The 20,321-nt window shown below is 63.2% G+C and carries 22 protein-coding genes and 1 tRNA gene; 17 read left to right on the forward strand and 6 right to left on the reverse strand.

All coding sequences use genetic code 11. The annotated features are described in order from the left end of the window. Positions 1-2: 2 nt before the first annotated feature. From V6657_RS07505 to bluB, 4 genes are all read left to right on the forward strand, one after another. Positions 3-419, forward strand: coding sequence for an integration host factor subunit alpha (locus V6657_RS07505; RefSeq protein ID WP_048932554.1), 417 nt, complete (start codon positions 3-5; stop codon positions 417-419). Between the two features lie 67 nt (positions 420-486). After that, the gene (locus V6657_RS07510) at positions 487-915 is read left to right on the forward strand and encodes a MerR family transcriptional regulator (RefSeq protein ID WP_048932553.1); all 429 of its coding nucleotides are present in this window, start codon (positions 487-489) and stop codon (positions 913-915) included. A gap of 57 nt (positions 916-972) precedes the next feature. Then, positions 973-1,049 (forward strand) — tRNA-Pro (locus V6657_RS07515). An 86-nt stretch (positions 1,050-1,135) separates the two neighbouring features. Further along, positions 1,136-1,819, forward strand: coding sequence for a 5,6-dimethylbenzimidazole synthase (gene bluB, locus V6657_RS07520; protein WP_048932860.1), 684 nt, complete (start codon positions 1,136-1,138; stop codon positions 1,817-1,819). Positions 1,820-1,829: 10 nt separating this feature from the next. On the opposite strand, the gene V6657_RS07525 is transcribed toward bluB, so the two are convergent. Next, complete coding sequence (locus V6657_RS07525) at positions 1,830-2,774, reverse strand: AraC family transcriptional regulator (RefSeq protein ID WP_048932552.1); 945 nt, start codon at positions 2,772-2,774, stop codon at positions 1,830-1,832. Between the two features lie 116 nt (positions 2,775-2,890). Here V6657_RS07525 and V6657_RS07530 point away from each other — a divergent pair, with 116 nt between their 5' ends. Continuing rightward, positions 2,891-3,226 carry a carboxymuconolactone decarboxylase family protein gene (locus tag V6657_RS07530; RefSeq protein WP_021194672.1) on the forward strand — a complete coding sequence of 112 codons (336 nt, stop codon included), beginning with the start codon at positions 2,891-2,893 and terminating at the stop codon, positions 3,224-3,226. Between the two features lie 22 nt (positions 3,227-3,248). Here V6657_RS07530 and V6657_RS07535 read toward each other — a convergent pair whose 3' ends face one another. Next, on the reverse strand, positions 3,249-4,196 hold the full coding sequence (locus tag V6657_RS07535) for an aldose epimerase (RefSeq protein WP_048932551.1): 948 nt from the start codon (positions 4,194-4,196) through the stop codon (positions 3,249-3,251). A gap of 363 nt (positions 4,197-4,559) precedes the next feature. Between V6657_RS07535 and V6657_RS07540 the strand changes: the two genes are divergently transcribed. From V6657_RS07540 to V6657_RS07550, 3 genes are all read left to right on the forward strand, one after another. Next, a complete protein-coding gene (locus V6657_RS07540) occupies positions 4,560-4,931 on the forward strand; it encodes a hypothetical protein (protein WP_048932550.1) in 372 nt (123 codons plus the stop codon). A 234-nt stretch (positions 4,932-5,165) separates the two neighbouring features. Continuing rightward, entirely contained in the window at positions 5,166-6,188 is a 1,023-nt protein-coding gene (dinB, locus tag V6657_RS07545; RefSeq protein ID WP_248694695.1) for a DNA polymerase IV, read from the forward strand. 203 nt (positions 6,189-6,391) lie between these two features. Further along, a complete protein-coding gene (locus tag V6657_RS07550) occupies positions 6,392-7,822 on the forward strand; it encodes an amino acid permease (RefSeq protein WP_048932548.1) in 1,431 nt (476 codons plus the stop codon). A 12-nt stretch (positions 7,823-7,834) separates the two neighbouring features. On the opposite strand, the gene V6657_RS07555 is transcribed toward V6657_RS07550, so the two are convergent. After that, positions 7,835-8,656, reverse strand: a complete 822-nt coding sequence (locus tag V6657_RS07555) for a DUF1223 domain-containing protein (RefSeq protein WP_048932547.1) — start codon at positions 8,654-8,656, stop codon at positions 7,835-7,837. Between the two features lie 321 nt (positions 8,657-8,977). On the opposite strand from V6657_RS07555, the gene V6657_RS07560 reads away from it, so the two are divergent. From V6657_RS07560 to hpaI, 8 genes are all read left to right on the forward strand, one after another. Beyond that, positions 8,978-9,268, forward strand: coding sequence for a DUF1488 family protein (locus V6657_RS07560; protein WP_048932546.1), 291 nt, complete (start codon positions 8,978-8,980; stop codon positions 9,266-9,268). 215 nt (positions 9,269-9,483) lie between these two features. Next, positions 9,484-10,245, forward strand: coding sequence for a fumarylacetoacetate hydrolase family protein (locus V6657_RS07565; RefSeq protein ID WP_048932545.1), 762 nt, complete (start codon positions 9,484-9,486; stop codon positions 10,243-10,245). After that, a complete protein-coding gene (locus tag V6657_RS07570) occupies positions 10,242-11,012 on the forward strand; it encodes a fumarylacetoacetate hydrolase family protein (RefSeq protein ID WP_048932544.1) in 771 nt (256 codons plus the stop codon). The genes V6657_RS07565 and V6657_RS07570 overlap by 4 nt, the downstream gene beginning before the upstream one ends. A gap of 8 nt (positions 11,013-11,020) precedes the next feature. Continuing rightward, positions 11,021-12,502 carry a 5-carboxymethyl-2-hydroxymuconate semialdehyde dehydrogenase gene (hpaE, locus tag V6657_RS07575; RefSeq protein ID WP_048932859.1) on the forward strand — a complete coding sequence of 494 codons (1,482 nt, stop codon included), beginning with the start codon at positions 11,021-11,023 and terminating at the stop codon, positions 12,500-12,502. A gap of 42 nt (positions 12,503-12,544) precedes the next feature. Next, positions 12,545-13,414, forward strand: a complete 870-nt coding sequence (hpaD, locus tag V6657_RS07580) for a 3,4-dihydroxyphenylacetate 2,3-dioxygenase (protein WP_048932543.1) — start codon at positions 12,545-12,547, stop codon at positions 13,412-13,414. A gap of 13 nt (positions 13,415-13,427) precedes the next feature. Further along, entirely contained in the window at positions 13,428-13,817 is a 390-nt protein-coding gene (locus V6657_RS07585; protein WP_048932542.1) for a 5-carboxymethyl-2-hydroxymuconate Delta-isomerase, read from the forward strand. 3 nt (positions 13,818-13,820) lie between these two features. After that, positions 13,821-14,624 carry a 2-oxo-hept-4-ene-1,7-dioate hydratase gene (gene hpaH, locus V6657_RS07590; RefSeq protein WP_048932541.1) on the forward strand — a complete coding sequence of 268 codons (804 nt, stop codon included), beginning with the start codon at positions 13,821-13,823 and terminating at the stop codon, positions 14,622-14,624. A gap of 21 nt (positions 14,625-14,645) precedes the next feature. After that, positions 14,646-15,449 (forward strand): 4-hydroxy-2-oxoheptanedioate aldolase, encoded by an 804-nt coding sequence (hpaI, locus tag V6657_RS07595; RefSeq protein ID WP_048932540.1) that lies wholly within the window; start codon positions 14,646-14,648, stop codon positions 15,447-15,449. A 6-nt stretch (positions 15,450-15,455) separates the two neighbouring features. On the opposite strand, the gene hpaR is transcribed toward hpaI, so the two are convergent. Next, entirely contained in the window at positions 15,456-15,920 is a 465-nt protein-coding gene (gene hpaR, locus V6657_RS07600; RefSeq protein ID WP_021194657.1) for a homoprotocatechuate degradation operon regulator HpaR, read from the reverse strand. A 12-nt stretch (positions 15,921-15,932) separates the two neighbouring features. Then, entirely contained in the window at positions 15,933-16,742 is an 810-nt protein-coding gene (xth, locus tag V6657_RS07605; protein ID WP_048932539.1) for an exodeoxyribonuclease III, read from the reverse strand. Positions 16,743-16,880: 138 nt separating this feature from the next. Here xth and V6657_RS07610 point away from each other — a divergent pair, with 138 nt between their 5' ends. Beyond that, positions 16,881-18,155: an amidohydrolase family protein gene (locus V6657_RS07610; protein ID WP_048932538.1), complete on the forward strand. Its 1,275-nt coding sequence runs from the start codon at positions 16,881-16,883 to the stop codon at positions 18,153-18,155. Positions 18,156-18,209: 54 nt separating this feature from the next. On the opposite strand, the gene V6657_RS07615 is transcribed toward V6657_RS07610, so the two are convergent. Next, positions 18,210-20,312: a M3 family metallopeptidase gene (locus V6657_RS07615; RefSeq protein ID WP_137884634.1), complete on the reverse strand. Its 2,103-nt coding sequence runs from the start codon at positions 20,310-20,312 to the stop codon at positions 18,210-18,212. Positions 20,313-20,321 lie beyond the last annotated feature (9 nt).

The following is a 20,321-nucleotide window of genomic DNA, read 5'->3' on the forward strand; positions in this document are numbered from 1 at the left end:
CTATGAACGATCAACACGCGCCCGCGCTGGCGGCATCTTTGGACGACTCGCTCGGTTCTTCTTCGGTAGCACTGGCTGACGCGCGCGATGCGCGTGGCCAGGATGTGCCGACGCTCACCAAGGCTGAGCTTGCCGAGATGCTGTTCGAGCAGGTCGGCCTGAACAAGCGTGAATCGAAGGATATGGTCGAGGCGTTTTTCGACGTGATTCGCGAAGCGCTCGAGCAGGGTGACAGCGTCAAGCTGTCCGGCTTCGGCAATTTCCAGTTGCGTGATAAGCCGCAGCGCCCGGGCCGCAATCCGAAGACCGGGGAGATCATCCCCATCACAGCGCGCCGTGTCGTCACGTTCCACGCCAGCCAGAAGCTCAAGGCGCTCGTTGAAGAGCGCGTCGAGCCGATGCCAGCGGACGTCGCGTAATTCTGCCGCTGTGTAATTCCGTTGTTTCTGTCGTTCCGTCCACCCCGGATCTTTTCGCCTGCCCTTCATGGCTGCCGATAAACACACGGAGCGGGTCAACCTGCCGCCGATTCCTGCCAAGCGCTACTTCACCATTGGTGAGGTGAGTGATCTGTGCGCGGTCAAACCGCATGTGTTGCGCTATTGGGAGCAGGAGTTCACGCAACTCAAGCCCGTCAAGCGACGCGGCAATCGTCGGTACTACCAGCATCATGAAGTGCTGTTGATTCGACGCATTCGCGAGTTGCTGTATGAGCAGGGCTTTACGATCAACGGCGCGCGCAACCGGCTCGATGAGTTGCGGCACGGCGTGGGTGCTGCACCGATGCATGCTGCTGAGCCAGAGATCGAAGCCCCTGCAGCGGCACCTCTGGTGACGGGCGGCGCGGTGGATGTGCCGAGCTTGCGCCGCGCGTTGCAATCGGTGCTGGAGATTTTGCACAGCGATAAACCATAAGCACACGCGGCGACCCACTAGTCATCCACACAGTCGCTCTGTTATACTTTTGTGCTTCGGGGCGTAGCGCAGCCTGGTAGCGTACCTGCATGGGGTGCAGGTGGTCGGAGGTTCAAATCCTCTCGCCCCGACCAGGAAAATTAAAGGACTTACGGCGATGAGCCGTAAGTCCTTTTTGTTTTCTACGGGGACATCACACGCGCATGCGCGGCTTGAAGCCATGAGCCAATTTCGGTATAGCGACGGTGAAGTCGACGCCGTCTATCGGGTGATCCGCGAGCGGCGAGACATGCGCCATTTCCGGCCCGACCCACTTGATGCGGCACTGCTGACACGTCTGTTAGAGGCCGCACACCTTGGCCCCAGCGTCGGCTTCATGCAGCCCTGGCGCTTCATCCACATCACAGATCGAGACCTGCGCACCAGTGTGCACGCACTGGTTGAAGCCGAGCGTCAGCAGACTGCCGCTGCACTGGGCGAGCGGCAGGATGATTTCATGCGGCTCAAGGTGGAGGGCATTCTGGAATGTGGAGAGGTCTTCGTGGCGGCGCTCATGGATGGCCGCGAGCGGCATGTTTTCGGCCGGCGTACGTTGCCGGAGATGGATCTGGCTTCGGTCGCCTGCGCGATCCAAAACCTCTGGTTGGCTGCCAGGGCGGAAGGGATCGGCATGGGGTGGGTTTCTCTCTTCGATCCCGAGCAGTTGGCCGAGCTGCTTCATCTGCCGTCTGGCGCCAAGCCGGTCGCAGTGCTGTGCCTCGGGTACGTGGATCAGTTCTACGACCAGCCGATGCTGGAGCAGCAACAATGGGCAGCACGGCAGGCACTCCATGAACTGCTGTTCGAGAACGGTTGGGGCAATCCGAGCCCACTCGCTGATAGCGCCCAGATCCGCTCCGACTAAGCGATCTGGCTCAAGACGAGATCGTCTCGCGCGCGGGCCCAGCGATCGCTCGCCGATACCGCGCCGGCGTCATCCCCAGTTGCTGCTTGAACGCCTTGCCGAACGCGGCTTCGGATTGATAACCAACCCGGGCGCTGATCTCACCCACACTCAGCCGCGTATGCATCAACGCATCACAGGCCATGGTCATGCGCACGCGCGTGAGGAAATCCCACACGGTCATGTCGGCGCGTGCCTTGAAGTGGCGCGCATAGGTAGCACGTGACATGGCTGCCAGGTTTGCCAGGGCATCAATGGTCCATGCCTGTTCGGGCCTGGTGAGCATGGCTTGCACGGACGCGCTGAGACGTGCGTCCGATAGCAACGTGAGCGTTCCTGGCCCGGCATTCTCACGCTGGCCGTAGACGCGCAGCGCAAGCGTCAGCAGCGCCTGGCTCAACGATGTGACGATCGCCAGTGCACCGGGGGCGCGCGTTTCAGCCTCGCTGCGCATCATGCCAATGACGGCTTGCAGCGCTGGAAACGAAGCACTATCACTCAAGGACACATGCAGCGGGTCGGGCAGCGTGCGCACCAGCAATGTGGCCGAACCATGCTCGTGCACGAAGCGGCCGCAAAGGAGGTCGACCTCGGCGGCGCCACGACCGGTCTGGCGCAGCGGGAGCATGCCGTCGTGCGATGTGCGCAGTTTTCGAGCGGGCGCATCTGCGCGGCTGGCGGGGTCGTGAATGGTGTGCGCATGACCGCGCGGGAAAAGGATGAAATCACCTTCGCGCAGGGTGAGTGTGTGGCCGCCGGTTTCCACCAGACATGTGCCAGCCAGCACCAGGTGGAAGATCGCCTGACCCTCCGGCTCAGGATCATGTGGGATCGAGAAGGGGCCTTGAAACAGGCAGCGCAGATCAAGACTGGCCTGCGGGCGGGTCAACTGGATGAATTGGCTGAGCGCATCCATTGAGACGATCTCGATAAAAATTGGTTGAATCGAGTATTCAACGGATCTTGGTTAAAGACAATACTCTTTCCAACGGCGCAGGCATCGGGCCAGTGCCACACCACCGGGAGCACATCATGCTGAACTGGGTTGAGTATCGGAAGGAACTGCTGGGGCGCATTGGCGAGATTGGCAAGATCACGCCGGATACGGTCAAGGGCTATCAAACGCTGTCGGGTGCGAAGACCGGTAGCCTGGATGCCAAGACGCGTGAACTGATTGCCCTGGCCGTGGCGGTGACGACGCGTTGCGATGGCTGTATCACCGTGCACACCGCTGAAGCGCTCAAGCACGGCGCCACGCATGAAGAGATTGCGGATGCGTTGAGCGTAGCGATCTCGCTCAACGCGGGGGCGGCGCTGGTGTACTCGGCGCGCGTGATGGACGCGGTGCAGGCTTACGAGAAGGCCTAAGAGTCTCACCCTGGCCGCTTTGCTATCGCGTGATCCGCAGGCGGCAGGTGGCCTGACGGGTTTCGCCTGGGGCGAGCAGGTGCAGGCCCTCGCCGTGGTGGATGGCGTTGGGTAGGCCCATCCAGGGCTCAACGCAGTAGAAATCGGACGTGGCGTTTTCCGTCCAGGTGGTGATGGCGTGCCAGGGCACCGGCGCGCCATCTACCTCGATGCGGATGCGGCGGCCAAGCGGCGCATCTGCGTGCGGCGGAATGATGAGCGTGGCTGCGCCGGCGTCGTCGAGCAGGTGGTAGCGGTCCTGCAGCGTTGGGTTGTCCAAGTGGTAGGTTGCTTGTCCGGGCTCCGGCGTATCGAGGCTGCCGTCAGCCAACTGGCGTGAAAGCCGCGATGGCGGCATCGACAGCTCAGCCGCACTGCGCAACGCGTGCGGCAGCGCGAAGTAGAAATGGTGACCGGCGTAAAACGGCATTGGTGCATGGGCGTCGCCGTTGTCGAGGTGCTTGACCGAGAACGTTGCCTCCAGCCCGTCAATCAGCAGTCGATACGTGATACGGAATTCGAACGCGAACGGATAGCCTTCGCGCGTTCGTGGGGTGTCACGTAGCAGCATGACGATGTGGGTGTCGCTCGCGTCTTCCACTTCAAACGGCAGGTCTCGTGCAAAGCCGTGTTGTGGCAGCGCATGTCGTTGCCCGCGTGCGTCGCGCCACTGGCCGATTTCGCCATCGACAAAATGCCGGCCGATGAAGGGAAACAGCAGCGGATTGCCGCCACGTACCTTGGCCGGGTTGGACCAGTCCGCATGTTCTGGCCAGAAGAGGATCTCTTCACCGAGATGGCGCCAGCGCACGAGCCGGCCGCCGGCTTCCGGCGCGAGCAGCAGCATGGAGCCTTCCGCGCTCGGGTCGTCAACATCACCGATGCGGACTAGCGAGCGGTCTTGGAAGTGAGCGGTGGGCAGGTCGTGCATGAGTGGTCGGGTAGGGTGACTTGTTGGGGTGGGGTTCGCGTACTAGATTGTCAATGCGTTTTGCCCGGAGGGAAACCATGTCCGCCAGCCGTTACGCCAATCCGTCCGTCAATTGCGCGGGCCGCGCGCGCAGCTTGATGCGTCCCGCACATACCGTTCCACCCCCTGACGAGCCATCGCCGCCGGGTATTCCTCCTGATTTGCCGTCGCCGGATGAACCTCCGCCGCCAGTTGAGCCGCCCGAGATGTTGCGGTTGTGACGCGCTGTTACTAATCGTCACAGCTTTACGCAAAGCGGTTCGTAAGATGGCGTCAGTCCCCGCGCGACTTGCGCATTTCTACAACGACAATACGAGCCCAATCATGTCGATTCTTCCGCGTCTGACTCTGTGCGCTGTGCTGGCGGCCTCCATGGCCGGCTGTGTGGTGGCCCCACCGCAGCAAACGCGCACGGTAGTGGTGCGCGAGCCGGTTCCAGTCGCGGCTCCGGTTGATCCGCGCGCCCGCTTTGACCAGGTGCAAGGCCGTCTCGCCGAGGAATTCCATCGCGTGGACGTGCGCCAGTCGCAGGGCTACATCGATCCGTACCGCGCGGATGGCTTGCGCGACCGCCTGCGCCGCATCCGCCAGGAAACCAACGACATGGCCAGCCAGCACAACGGCGGCCTGTCTGGCGACGAACAGCGTGCGCTGAACGACGAGCTCGGCGCCGTGGCACACGACATCAACCGTTAAGCCGCCTTTCCCGTCCCATCATTCGCCGATGCTGCGCTGCAGTATCGGCGAAATGCATTGTTGCGCAGCCGAGCGTGCACATTCGGTGCACACCCGGCGGAAGCTGGTACGCTTGCGTTCCTCCTGAACGTGCAAGCCCGCTCTGATGCGGCTTGTTGTGGCCCGTCCTGACGGCCTCCTGCCGTGCGAAAGATCATCCACTGCGACTGCGACTGCTTCTACGCCGCCATCGAGATGCGCGATGACCCGCGCCTGGTCGGTAAGCCGCTGGCCGTTGGCGGGCGGCCCGAGCGGCGCGGTGTGGTGGCTACCTGCAACTACGAAGCGCGCAAGTTCGGCATTCACTCCGCGATGCCCATGTCGCAGGCCGTCAAGCGTTGTCCGGACTTGCTGATCGTGCCGCCGTCCATGGACAAGTACCGCCAGGTCGCGCGCCAGATCTTCGCCATCTATCACAGCTACACGCCACTGGTTGAGCCGCTCTCGCTGGACGAGGCCTACCTTGACGTGAGCGATAGCCCGATGCTTGCCGGTAGCGGCACGCGCATCGCCGAGGACATCCGCCGCCGCGTGCGGGAGGAAATCGGTATCACCGTGTCGGCCGGGGTGGCCCCCAACAAGTTCATCGCCAAGATCGCGAGCGATTGGAAAAAGCCCGACGGCCTGTTCGTGGTGCGGCCGGAGCAGGTGGATGCCTTTGTGGCCGAGCTGCCTGTGGAGCGCCTGTTTGGCGTGGGCAAGGTGACGGCCGCCAAGCTGCGCCGGCTGGGCGCTGAAACGTGCGCAGACTTGCGTAGTTGGGGCACCGATCGGTTGCAGCAGCATTTCGGCGTTTTCGGTTTCCGGTTGCATGACCTCTGCCGCGGCATCGACCACCGGCAGGTGCAACCCTCGCAGATCCGCAAATCCGTCAGCGTGGAAGAAACGTACGCGACAGACTTGCGCACGCTCGATGATTGCCAGCGTGAGCTGATCATCCTCGTCGAGCAGCTTGCCGCGCGCGTTGAACGTGCCCGCGCCGCCGACATGATCCACAAGACGTACGTCAAGCTGCGCTTCGCGGATTTTCGTGGGACCACGGTCGAGTGCATCCACCCGAAAGTGTCGCTGCCGGTGTTCTCGAAATTGCTGACGCAGGGCTTCGAGCGGCGGCAGATTCCTGTGCGGTTGCTGGGCGTCGGGGTGCGTCTGTACGAGTCCGACGCGCACGCGCGTCAACAGACGCTATTCACGGAAGACACCAACACGGTTGAGTGAGCTCCGATTGTCGTGAGTTGTTGTGACGCACGTCAGTCGGGTACGAATTGTCCTATTTTCCTGTCTGCATCACGGCGATGTGAAGGGGCGGACGTCGCCAGCGGGTAAAATGCCCGCTTTTTGCAAAAATCCGCCGCCGCGCGCCACACGTGCGCGACAGTGCATCCGTACCCACGGAGGCACGCAGACAGGAGACGCAGTCAATGAGTTTGTTCCGTACCAAAAACGTGGATCACATGATCCGCACGGGCCACAGTGATACCGGCCTGAAGAAAGTCCTCGGGCCCATGGACCTGACCTTCCTGGGCGTCGGCGCCATCATCGGCACCGGCATCTTTGTGCTCACGGGCACAGGCGCGCTGACCGCTGGTCCTGCGCTGACGTTGTCGTTCGTGGTTGCCGCGCTGGCTTGCGGGTTTGCCGCGCTGTGCTACGCCGAGTTCGCCTCGACCATCCCCGTGTCGGGCTCGATCTACACCTACGCCTACGCAACGATGGGCGAACTGGTCGCCTGGATCATCGGCTGGGACCTGATGCTCGAATATGGGCTGGCGACTTCCGCCGTGTCAGTCGGCTGGTCCGGCTACTTCCAATCGCTGTTGTCGGGTTTCGGCTTGCATCTGCCGGTGGCGCTGTCGGCGGCGCCGGGTGCAATCCCGGGCGTGCAGACGCTGTTCAACCTGCCTGCGCTCGTGATCATGCTGCTCATCACCACGGTGCTGTCGTTTGGTGTGCGTGAATCGGCGCGTGCCAACAACGTCATGGTGGTGATCAAGGTGACGGTGGTGCTGCTGTTCATCTTCGTGGGCGTGCGTCACGTACAGCCGGCCAACTGGCAGCCGTTCATGCCGTTCGGCATGGAGGGCGTGTTCGGTGCTGCAGCCATTGTGTTCTTTGCCTTCATCGGTTTCGACGCGGTGACGTCTGCGGCGGAAGAGGTGCGCAATCCCAAGCGCGACCTGCCGATCGGCATCATCGGTTCGCTGGCGGTCTGCACGGTCCTCTACGTGGTGGTGGCCGCCATCATGACCGGTATCGTGCCGTTCACGAAGTTCGCAGGCGTTGACCACCCGGTGTCGCTGGCGCTGCAGATGGCGGGCGAAAGCTGGGTCGCGGGCTTTGTTGACCTGGGCGCAATCATCGGCATGACCACGGTGATCCTGGTGATGGCTTACGGCCAGACCCGCATCATCTTTGCCATGTCGCGTGACGGTCTGCTGCCCAAGCGCCTGTCGCACATCCACCCGCGCTACGCGACGCCGTTCCTGAATACGTGGGTGGTCGGCATCGTGTTCGCGGTGATCGCCGCATTTGTGCCGCTGAATGTGCTGGCCGAGCTGATCAACATCGGCACGCTGGCAGCGTTCTCGCTCATCGCGGTTGCTGTGCTGGTGCTGCGCCGTACGCGTCCGGACCTGCATCGCGGTTTCCGCTGCCCGGGCGTGCCGGTGGTGCCGCTGCTGGCCATCGGCATGTGCCTGTTCCTGATGAGCCATCTGCAAGCCGTTACCTGGATCGCCTTTGCGGTTTGGGTGGTGATCGGCTTGCTGGTGTACTTCGGCTATGCGCGCCGCCGCTCGCTGCTGCATACGCCGCAGCAAGGCGTCGTTCCGGCTTCGGAAACGGCGCGCTGATCGCCTGGTCGCCTAATGGCATAGCGGCGCGGAAACCGCTTGCAGGATTTCCGCGTCGCGTGGCCGCTCGATCAAGGCGACCACACTCACATCGGTCGGGTGCGCATTGGCGGGCAGGGGAATGTCGCCTTGCCATTGCGTGCTCGCGCCAGTCAACCGGATTGGCCCGATCCATTCCCTTACGACATGGTCGTGGCGTAGTTCCACACCGCCGTTCTCGCCGCCACTCGGGTGGCTCACCAGGTTGTTTTGCGTCAGTGCGATCCACGCGACGGTTGGGCTGGAGTCGTTGCCAGCGCGCGGCCGTAACGTGAAGCGTGCGCGGGTTTGCAGTGCTGCACGCGGCGTGCTGGTCGCAGTGGCATCGAGTGCAATGTCCGCCGTGGCAGGCTGCGCATTGCGCGCCGCAATGGCCCGGGAGAAGTCGGTGCGATCTGCCCAACGGCGCAACTCGCGGCCAGAGACGAAGACCTCCGGCGTGTAGATTGTTGGCGCGTGCGTGGCATCGCCCAGCGCACGTTGCCGCTCAGAGAAGGCCGCGCGGCCGAAGCTGTCTTTCCAGCCGAGACCGTCCCAGTAGTCAACATGCAGCGCGAGGGGAATCCAGTGCTGCGTATCGGCCGGTGTGTGGCTGAGCCAGCGGTCAGCCGGCGGGCAACTATTACAACCCTCGGATGTATAGAGTTCAACAACCGCAACCGTGTGCGGTGGGCTCTGGACGCGCAGCGCGGCGCAATCCGCGGCTGACGCTGGGCGCGCGGTGCTTGTCAGCGCCAGCAATGTCAGTGTTGCGCTGACACGAAAGTGTCGCAAACGGTGTGGTTGGATGCGCATGATGGTCTCCTGGCCTGCATGTCGGCACGGGCTTTGCATGTGGCTCCCGCTTTGCTTAGTCGCGTGGCGCTCGCGGCCCTGACAAAAAAGCATAACTATGGCGAAGGGCGTGCGAGCCCTGATGCTGCCTAGGGTGGCAAGCTAGAGCCCATGTTCGGGTTCTTGGCTTTGGCATTGCCGTTCGCACGCGCAGCGCCAGCTATGGTTAAAATGAATCGCGCGGTCATACACATTGTTTGACGAAATCGTGCCGGCCCCCCCGCACGGTTTCCACGCCAACAGCGTGTGCGTTGTTGTCCATTGCAATCGGAGGGCTGTGAAATGGAAATCAAGTTCGAATCGAAAGAAGAGTATCCCGTCAATAACGAGGGCTTGTTGTTCGACGCACTCGTGGATGGTGAGAAGGTGACCTGCGTGGCAACACGTGAGGCACTGTGGGAAGGGCTGAGCGGCGACCAGGTTGTATCGCTGCAAGCAGCCTTCGAAGCTGGGCGAGAACGCATCCAGGGCGCCGCCCGCGTGTTGATCGCTGACGGCGTGCAGCGCGCTCACGGATTGGAAGATTTACCGCAACCGGTGGTGGTCAAGCTCGCGCATATTGCCGTGGTTTGAGCATGATCGATTGCCTCTGCAGGCATCGGCACGCCCGATGTGCCCGCATGGTGGATACACGTCCACCCTCTGACAAAAGCCGGTCCGCGTGACCGGCTTTTTCATTGCCGATGTTCCAGTGTTTCCCGACTTGACAGAGCCATCATCTGGTTAGATGATTAACATGTTAATTATATGGGCAGCTTTGATGCTAGCCCGAAGCCAAGGAGACAGGGATGCGGCGAGGCAGAGTGGCATTGCCGGATGGTCGGGCGAGCGAAATCGCATGGGCAACGGCGACTGGAGACGCTGAAGCGGTTGCCGCGCAGCGTTGGCTGCCGCCCGTTCAGGGCGTCGTTGTCGGTGCATTGCTGAACTACCGTGGCGAGTTGGAAAGCTTGGGCGACGCGCTCTCCGCACCGCCTTATCAAGCGCCACCCAAAGCCCCCATCCTGTATCTCAAACCGGCCAATACACACATCGGCCATGGTCGGGATGTGGCTCTGCCAGCCGACGTCGATGCGGTCTGGGCGGGCGCCTGCCTGGGCGTAGCGATGGGCCGCACCGCCACACGTGTGAGCGCCACGCAGGCCCACGCATTCATTGCCGGCTACACCATCGTCAATGACCTGACCGTGCCGCATGCCAGCTATTACCGCCCGGCGATCCGCCACAAGTGTCGTGATGGCTTCTGCCCGATCGGCCCCTGGGTGGTGGATCGAAGCGATGTGCCCAATGCGGACGCACTGGACATCACCGTGCGTATCAACGGCGAGATCAGGCAACGCGCCTCCACCGCAACGCTGGTGCGCCCGATCGCGCAACTGCTGGCCGACGTGACCGCCTTCATGACGCTCGAAGCTGGCGACGTGCTGCTTGTCGGCATGCCCGAAAAACCGCCGCTGGCGCGCGCCGGCGACCGCATCGATATCGACATTGCCAACATCGGCACGCTGACGACGCGGCTGGTTAGGCACGCGCAGGAGGCCTCGCAATGAAGCGCGCACGCATTGCCTATGATGGGGCGATCCATCAAGCGATCGCCGTACCTGGCGATGACACTCGCTTGCAGCTTGCCGATGGCCGCGTGCTGTATGAAAACGAAGTGACTTGGTTGCCACCGGTCGAGCCGCGCACGATCTTCGCGTTGGGCTTGAACTATGCCGATCATGCCAAGGAACTCGCTTTCAAGGCACCTGAAGAGCCGCTCGCTTTCCTGAAAGGGCCGAACACGCTCATCGGCCACCGCGCCCACACCGTGCGCCCGGCGGGTGTGGCCTTCATGCACTACGAGTGCGAATTGGTGGTGGTGATCGGCAAGACTGCACGCGACGTGTCGCGGGAACGTGCCTATGAGGTTGTCGCCGGTTACACGGTGGCCAACGACTATGCCATTCGCGATTACCTTGAAAACTACTACCGCCCGAATCTGCGCGTGAAGAGCCGCGACACGTGCACGCCCATCGGCCCGTGGCTGGTCGACCGCGACGACGTGCCCAATCCGATGAACCTGGCTCTGCGCACTACCGTCAACGGCCGCGTCACGCAAGAGGGCAGCACGCGCGACATGATCTTCGACATCCCGGCGCTGATCGCGTGGTTCTCCAGCTTCATGACGCTCGAAGCGGGAGACTTGATCCTGACCGGCACGCCCGAGGGTTTGGCCGATACGCAACCCGGCGACGAGGTCGTCACCGAAATCGAAGGCATTGGGCGACTGGTCAGCACCATCGCCGCAGAGCAACCGAGCAAGGAGCCCGCATGAACACGCGCATGCACCCCGTGAGCATGGACCCTGTCAAACACTGGATCGATGGCCGTCAGGTCGATAGCGCCGAGCGTTTCATTACCACCAACCCGGCCACGGGTGAAGCGATTGTCGAGGTGGCTTCGGGCGGCGAAGCGGAGATCAACGCAGCAGTAGCGGCCGCCAAGGCCGCATTCCCCGCCTGGGCCAATACCCCGGCCAAGCAGCGCGCCAAGCTGATACGCCGCCTGGGCGAGCTGATTGAGCAGAACGTGCCGCACCTGGCTGCGCTAGAGACGATGGACACCGGCTTGCCGATCGCTCAGACGAGCAAGCAACTGATTCCGCGCGCATCGGAGAACTTCCACTTCTTTGCCGAGGTGTGCACGCAGATCAACGGCCGCACGTATCCGGTCGACGACCAGATGTTGAACTACACGCTGTATCAGCCGGTGGGCGTGTGTGCGTTGATCTCGCCGTGGAACGTGCCGTTCATGACGGCTACCTGGAAGGTCGCGCCGTGTCTGGCACTGGGCAATACGGCCGTGCTGAAGATGTCGGAGCTATCGCCGCTGACGGCGGACCAGCTTGGCCGGCTGGCGCTGGAGGCCGGCATTCCGCCGGGCGTGCTGAACGTTGTGCAGGGCTATGGCGCAACCGCCGGGGATGCGTTGGTGCGGCATCCGGATGTGCGCGTGGTGTCCTTCACGGGCGGCACCGCCACTGGCAAGCGCATCATGGAGCGCGCCGGTCTGAAGAAATTCTCGATGGAGCTGGGCGGCAAATCACCCGTGCTGATCTTTGACGACGCGGATCTGGACCGCGCATTGGACGCATCGCTCTTCACCATTTTCTCGATCAACGGCGAGCGCTGCACCGCTGGCTCGCGCATCTTCGTGCAGGAGAGCGTGTACGACGACTTCGTGCGCAAGTTTGCCGAGCGGGCCAAGCGCCTTGTGGTGGGTGACCCAGCGGATGAGAAGACCAACGTCGGCTCGATGATCACGCGTGCGCACTGGGAGAAGGTCACGGGCTACATCCGCCTGGGCGAGCAGGAGGGCGCCAGGGTTCTGGCCGGTGGCACAGACAAACCGGTAGGCCTGCCTGACCACCTGAAAAATGGCAACTTTGTCGCGCCTACGGTGCTGGCCAATGTGGACAACCGCATGCGCGTGGCCCAGGAGGAGATCTTCGGCCCCGTGGCCTGCCTGATCCCGTTCAAGGACGAGGCCGACGGCCTGAAGCTAGCCAACGACGTGGAATATGGTCTGGCCTCGTACATCTGGACGCAGGACGTGGGCAAGGTGCATCGTCTTGCTCGCGGCATCGAGGCGGGCATGGTGTTCGTCAACAGTCAGAATGTGCGTGACCTACGGCAGCCGTTTGGCGGGGTGAAGGCATCCGGCACCGGGCGTGAGGGCGGCGAGTACAGCCTGGAAGTGTTTGCCGAGATCAAGAACGTCTGCATCTCGATGGGCAGCCACCACATCCCGCGCTGGGGCGTTTGACGCGCCGCTGGACAAACCAAGACAAGGGCGGAAGGAGACACCATGGGCAAGCTGGCCTTGGCCGCAAAGATCACCCACGTACCGTCGATGTATCTGTCGGAACTGCCCGGCAAGCATCACGGCTGCCGGGCAGCGGCCATTGAGGGGCATCGCATCATCGGGCAGCGCTGCCGGGATCTGGGCGTGGACACCATCGTCGTGTCCGACGTGCACTGGCTGGTCAATGCCGGCTATCACGTCAACTGCAACGCGCGCTTCGACGGCATTTACACGAGCAACGAGCTGCCGCATTTCATCAAGGACATGCGTTATGCGTATCCGGGCAACCCGGCGCTTGGTCGCCTGATTGCAGAAACGGCAACGGCGCGCGGCGTCTTCACGCGTGCACATGAGATCGATAGCCTCGAACTCGAATACGGCACGCTGGTGCCGATGCGCTACATGAACAGCGACCAGCACTTCAAGGTGGTGTCGATTGCCGGCTGGTGTGCGTGGCACAAGCTGGAGGAGAGCCGCCGCTTTGGCGCCGCGCTGTTCGAAGCCATTGAGGCGAGCGACAGCACCGTCGCGTTCCTGGCCAGCGGATCGCTCTCGCACCGCTTCAACGATAACGGCAGCCCGGAAGAGTCCATCCACCAGATCAGCCGCGAGTTCTTCAAACAGGTCGACCTGCGTGTGGTGGACTTGTGGAAGCAAGGCGATTGGAAGACCTTCTGCGCGATCCTGCCCGAGTACGCGTCGTTGTGCGAAGGCGAAGGCGGCATGCACGACACGGCCATGCTGCTCGGCTTGCTCGGCTGGGATGCCTACGACAAGGGCATCGAAGTCATCACCGATTATTTCCCCAGTTCCGGTACGGGCCAGATCAACGCGATCTTCCCGCTTCCCGAACGCGATCAAACCGGGGCGTAAGCAGGAGACCGCCATGCCGCACGTCATTGTCGAATACACCGACAACCTGGGCGACGACGCCCGTATCCCGCAACTGCTGCAGACCCTCAACGAGACGTTGATCGCGCAGAACGGCGTATTCCCAACCGGGGGCATTCGCTCGCGCGCCATCCGGCTGACGGACTACCGCGTTGCCGATGGCAAGGAAGACGACGCCTTCGTCCACGTCACGCTCAAGATCGGCGCGGGCCGCACGTCCGAGGTCAAGAAGGCCGCCTGCGATGCGCTGTTCGATGCCATCAAAGCGCACTTTGCGGAAGCCTTTGCCCGCCGCTATCTGGCGCTCTCGATGGAGCTGACCGAATTCGACGAGGGCGGCAGCTACAAGCACAACAACATCCACGCGCGTTTTCGCAAAGCCTGACCCATGCTCGAATCCACGACCATCCAGACCATCGCGCGCCGCCTGCACCAAGCCGAGATCGACCGCAAGCAGATCCGCCAGGTTTCACTCGATCACCCCGAGATCACCATCGAAGACGCCTACGCCATCCAGCGCGAATGGGTGACCATGAAGCTGGAGGAGGGCCGACGCCTGAAGGGCCACAAGATCGGCCTGACCTCGCGCGCGATGCAGCAGTCCTCGCAGATCGACGAGCCAGACTACGGTGCGCTGCTTGACGACATGTTCTTTGCCGAGGGCAGCGAGATTCCTGCCAACCGCTTTATCGTGCCGCGTGTGGAGGTGGAGCTGGCCTTCGTGCTCGGCAAGCGGTTGGAGGGGCCGGAGGTGACGCTGTTCGACGTGTACGACGCGGTGGATCACGTGATCCCGGCGCTGGAGATCATCGATGCGCGTTCACAGTCCATCGACCCGGACAGCGGTCGCCCGCGCAAGGTGTTCGACACGATCGCGGATAACGCCGCCAATGCCGGCGTGGTGATGGGTGGCCGCCCAATCCGCATGCGCGATGTGGACCTGCGCTGGGTCGGTGCCATCCTGTCGCGCAATGCCGTGATTGAAGAGACCGGCGTGGCGGCGGGCGTGCTGAACCATCCTGCCAACGGCGTGGTCTGGCTGGCCAATAAGCTGGCACCGCACGGTGTGGCGCTGGAGCCGGGGCAAATCATTCTGGGTGGTTCGTTCACGCGCCCAGTGCCCGCGCGCCCCGGTGATACATTTCACTGCGACTATGGTCCGCTCGGCAGCATCGCCTGCCATTTCGTTTAACGCTCAAGGGATGTTTCCGTCATGCAGCTCCCGGTGAACCACTTCAAGCGCGCGCTGGCCGAGCGCCGCCCGCAGATCGGCCTCTGGCTGGCGATGACGCATCCGTATTCGGCCGAGATCGTCGCGGGGGCTGGCTTCGACTGGCTGCTGATCGACAACGAGCACGCGCCGAACCAGTTGCAATCCACGCTGGCCCAGCTGCAGGCGGTTGCGCCGTATCCCTCGCACCCGATCGTGCGGCCGGCCTGGAATGACGCCGTCGAGATCAAGCGCCTGATGGACATCGGTGCACAGACACTGCTGGTGCCAATGGTGCAAAGCGCAGACGAGGCTCGCGCGGCCGTTGAGGCGATGCGCTATCCGCCCGAGGGCATTCGCGGCGTGGGCAGCGCGCTGGCCCGCGCGTCACGCTGGAATCGCGTTGACGACTACCTCCGCCGTGCCAATGCGGAAATGTGCACGCTGGTGCAGGTGGAAACGACCGAGAGCCTGGCGCATCTCGATGCGATTCTTGCGGTGGATGGGGTGGACGGTGTCTTTATCGGACCAGGCGATCTGGCTGCGTCCATGGGCCACCTAGGCGAGCCCGGCCATCCGGAAGTCCGCAAGACGATCGACGACACGATTCGCCGTATCGTGGCCTCGGGCAGGGCGGCGGGCATCCTCTCGGCTGACCAGGCGCAGGCCAAGCATTACTTGTCGCTTGGGGCGACTTTTGTGGCAGTCGGAACGGACGTCACCTTGCTGGCCCGCAGCGCCGAGCAACTGGCTCAGGCGTTCAAGGGCGAGGGCGCCAAGCCGCAGACGGGCGGCAGCGTCTACTGAGGGGCGTTATTCGTCGCCGGTAAAGCGGGACATCGGCGTGTGCGTTTCCATCACCCGGATGGATTCGTCGATGGCCACATAGAGCGCATCCAGACGCGCGCGTCCAAGCTGGGCTTCGATGCGTGCATACTCCGCGTCCACTTGCGGCTCTACATCGGCCAGGAACCTGCGGCTCTTGGGCGTGAGCGAAATCACCTGCCGTCGCTGATCCACCGACGATCGCGTACGCACGATCATCTCGGACTGCTCCATCGCCGCCAGCATCCGGGTCAGGCTCGGGCTGAGGATCAGGCACGCATCGGCGAGCTGGTTGGGCTCCATGTCGCCGGTGTCGTTGAGCGTACGCAGCACACGCCATTGCTGTTCGGTGATGCCGTGCTCGCGCAGGATCGGCCGGAAGCGCGCCATGAAGGTCTCACGCGCGCGCAGCAGCAGATGCGGCAAGTTACGGTGCTTGAAGGTGGATGCCATGCCGAACCTACCTTATGCGTCGCGCAGCGCAGCGACCACCGGCGTGTGGTCGGACGGCTGCTCCCACCCTCGCGGCACCTTGTCGATATGGCACGACTCGCACAGCTTGGCGAGTTCGGGTGACAGCATGATGTGGTCGATGCGCAGGCCGGCGTTGCGCCTGAAGCCGAACATCCGGTAATCCCACCAAGAGAACAGCTTGTCTTCCTGCTCGAACATGCGGAAGGCGTCGACCAGCCCGGCACGCTCCATCGCCCGAAACGCCGCACGTTCTTCCGGCGACACCAGGTTCTGGCCTTCCCACTTCTTCGGGTCGTGCACGTCGCGGTCTTCCGGGGCGATATTGAAGTCGCCCAGCAACATCAGACGGGGGTGCACGGCCATCTCGTCTTTCAGCCACGCTTGCAGCGCTTCAAGCCAGCGCAGCTTATAGACAAACTTGTCGGAGTCCAGCGCCTGGCCGTTGGGGATGTAGGCGGAGATCACGCGCACCGGGCTGCCGGCCATGTCATAGGTGGCGGCCACGATGCGTTGCTGTTCGTCGGCAAAACCGGGAATGTTCTTCACCACGTCGCGGCCCTCGGGCACGGCAGCCTTGCGCGCGAGGATGGCGACGCCGTTGTAGGTCTTCTGGCCCGTGAAGAGCGACGCATAGCCTGCGGCGTCCAACTCTGCCAGTGGGTAGTGGTCATCGGGCAGCTTGAGTTCCTGCAGGCAGAGCAGGTCGATGGGCGTGCCGTCGGCTTCGCGTTCTGCCAGCCATTGCAGCACCTGCGGCAGGCGGACTTTGAGGGAGTTGACGTTCCAGGTGGCGACACGCATGGGGGATCGGTCCTTGCAAATGGCGACGGCGCATACAAGCGGCGCCGTCCAAATCGAGCGTATTGTGCCATCAAGCGCCCAAGCTACCGCCATACCCGCTTGAGGTAGATTGGCAGCCATGTTGCATGAGGAGCCCGTATGGATTTCGTGATTCGCAACGCCAGCTTGCCCGACGGCCGCATTGGCATCGATATCGGCATCATCGCCGGACGGATCGAGGCCGTGCAGCCGCAGTTGCCCGCGCATGGCGCGCAGGAGTTCGACGCAGCGGGGGCATTGGTCAGCCCACCGTTTGTCGATGCGCATTTCCATATGGATGCGACCTTGTCGTACGGTTTGCCGCGCGTGAACCAGTCCGGCACGTTGCTCGAAGGCATCTCGCTGTGGGGCGAACTCAAACCAACGCTCACGCAGGACGCGCTGGTCGAACGCGCTCTGCGTTACTGCGACTGGGCCGTGGCGCGCGGCCTGCTGGCAATCCGTTCCCATGTGGACGTGTGCGACCCGCGTTTGTTGGCCGTCGAGGCGCTGCTTCACGTCAAGCGGCAGGTGGCGCCATATCTGGATCTGCAGCTTGTCGCTTTTCCGCAGGACGGTCTGCTGCGCAGCCCGGGCGCCTTTGACAACCTCAAGCGCGCCATCAGCATGGGCGTGGATGTCGTTGGAGGCATCCCGCATTTCGAGCGGACGATGGCGGATGGCGCCGAGTCCATCCGCCTGCTCTGTGAATTTGCTGCCGAGTGCGGCCTGCGCGTCGACATGCATTGCGATGAGTCCGACGATCCGCTTTCGCGCCATATCGAAGCGCTCGCCGCGCAGACGCATCGCCTGGGATTGCATGGGCGAGTGGCCGGCTCGCACCTCACGTCGATGCACTCGATGGATAACTACTACGTCAGCAAGCTGCTGCCGCTGATGCGCGAGGCGGGCGTGGCGGCGATTGCCAATCCGCTGATCAACATCACGCTGCAGGGGCGGTCCGATACGTATCCGAAGCGGCGCGGCATGACGCGTGTGCCGGAACTGCTGGCCGCTGGTATCGACGTCGCCTTTGGCCACGACTGCGTGATGGACCCGTGGTACAGCCTGGGCTCAGGCGACATGCTGGAGGTCGCCCATATGGGTTTGCACGTCGCGCAGATGACGGGACAAGACGCTATGCGCCAGTGTTTTGCCGCGGTGACGGAAGCACCCGCGCGTATCCTTGGGTTGGAGCGTTACGGCATCACGCCCGGGTGCCATGCAGACCTGATGGTGCTGGATGCACGTGACCCCATCGAGGCGATCCGCTTGCGTGCAACGCGCACGCTGGTCATGCGGCGAGGCCAAGTGGTGGCTCGTACGCCGGCGCCGCATGCAGCGCTGTCACTGCCGGGCCGGCCAGCGCACGTCGATTTCCGCGTGCCCCAATGAACAACGCCGCTTCGGCTTGCGCGCGAAGCGGCGTTGTTCTTGCTACGTAGGCCGTCAGGCGGCTTCCGCCACCATGCCGCCGTGACGCAGCAGCGCGTCGATGCTCGGCGCCCGCCCACGGAAGGCGGTGAACGATTCGATGGCCGGGCGGCTGCCACCCACTTCCAGCACTTCGCGGCGGTAGCGCGCGCCGGTTTCGGCGTCGAGTACCGAGCCACTCAACTTGCCGGCTTCCTCAAATGCCGCGTAGGCATCTGCCGACAGCACCTCGGCCCACTTGTAGCTGTAGTAGCCCGCCGCGTAGCCGCCCGCGAAGATGTGGCTGAACGTATTCGGCCAGCGTGACAGCTCGGCCTGCGGCACGACATGGAAGCGGTTGTTGACCTGACGCGACAGCTCCAGCACCGACGTCTGACCCTTCGGATCAAAATCCGTATGCAAGTGCATGTCGAACGTCGAGAACACGATCTGGCGCAGCGTCATCATGCCGTTCTGGAAGTTCTTCGCGGCGAGCATGCGGTCGTACAGGGCGCGCGGCAGCGGCTGACCGGTCTCCGCGTGGCAGGTCATGCGCGAGAGCACTTCCCACTCCCAGCAGAAGTTCTCCATGAACTGGGAGGGCAATTCCACCGCATCCCATTCCACACCGTTGATGCCGGACACACCCAGCTCATCGACTTGCGTGAGCATATGGTGCAGGCCGTGGCCGAATTCGTGGAACAGGGTGATGACCTCGTCGTGCGTGAACAGCGCGGGCTTGTTGCCGACCGGGCCGGAGAAGTTGCAGGTCAGGTAGGCCACCGGGGTTTGCACGCCGGCATCATCCAGCAGCTTGCGACCGCGCGCGTCGTCCATCCAGGCGCCGCCGCGCTTGCCTTCGCGGGCATACAGGTCGATGTAGAACTGCGCGAGCAGCTCGCCCTGGGCCGACTCGACGCGGAAGAAGCGCACATCCGGGTGCCACACCTCGGCCTGTTCCGGACTGATCTTCACCGAGAACAGCGTCTGCACGACTTCAAACAGCCCATCCAGCACGGCGGGCTCCGGGAAGTACTGCTTCACCTCCTGCTCGGAGAAGGCATAGCGCGCTTCGCGCAGCTTTTCCGAGGCATAGGCCATGTCCCACGGCTCGAGCTTGTCGATGCCGAGTTTGTCTTTCGCAAAGGCTTGCAGCTCGGCCCAGTCTTTTTCCGCGAAGGGGAGGGCGCGATCGGCCAGTTCGCTCAGGAAGCGCAGCACGTCTTCGGGCGAATCCGCCATCTTCGGCACGAGCGATACCTCGCCGAAGTTACGATAGCCGAGCATGTGCGCCTCTTCTGTGCGCAGCGCGAGCTGCTCGGCCATGTTGGCGGTGTTGTCCCACTCAGCCTTGCCGCCGCCGTATTGCGCGCCGAGCTCGGAGGCTCGCGTGACATTGGCTTCGTACAGCGTGCGACGCAAGGCGCGGTCTTCCGCATATTGCAGCACCGGGAAGTACGACGGGAAGTGCAGCGTGAACTTCCAGCCGGTGGCGTTTGGGTTGTCGCGGCGGGCGGCTTCCTGCGCGGCTTGCTTGGCGTCGTCGGGCAGGCCAGTCAAGCGGGCTTCGTCGTCGATCAGCAGTGCATAGGCGTTGGTGGCATCCAGCACGTGATCGCTGAAGGCCTTGGTCAGTTGCGCCTGTTGTTCCTGGATGGCGGCAAAACGTGGCTTCTGGTCTTCCGGCAATTCGGCGCCGCCCAGGCGGAAGCCGCGCAGTTCATTGTCGAGCAGCTTCTTGCGGGCGGAAGTCAGTGTGGCGTATTCGGCGCTTTGCGCGATGGCCTTGTATTTCTCGAACAGTTCAAGGTCTTGCCCCAGGCCCGACCAGAACTCGGTCACACGCGGCAGGTTGGCGGCATGCGCTTCGCGCAAGGCTGGCGTGTCAACCACGGCGCTCAGGTGGCCGACCACGCCCCAGGCGCGACCCAGCGGCTCAGTGGCGTCTTCCAGCGCGGTAACAACCGTGTTCCAGCTGACCGGGGTGGCTGGGTCCTTGACCTTGGCAACCGCGGCCGCTGCGCGCTCGAGCAGCACGTCGATGGCCGGCGTGATGTGCTCGGGGCGAATGTCCGCAAAGCGCGGCAGACCGGAGAAATCGAGCAGCGGATTATTGGCTTGGAGCGAAATGTCGGTCATGGCGGGCTC

The sequence above is a fragment of the Ralstonia sp. RRA genome, from assembly GCF_037023145.1.
GTDB lineage: Bacteria > Pseudomonadota > Gammaproteobacteria > Burkholderiales > Burkholderiaceae > Ralstonia.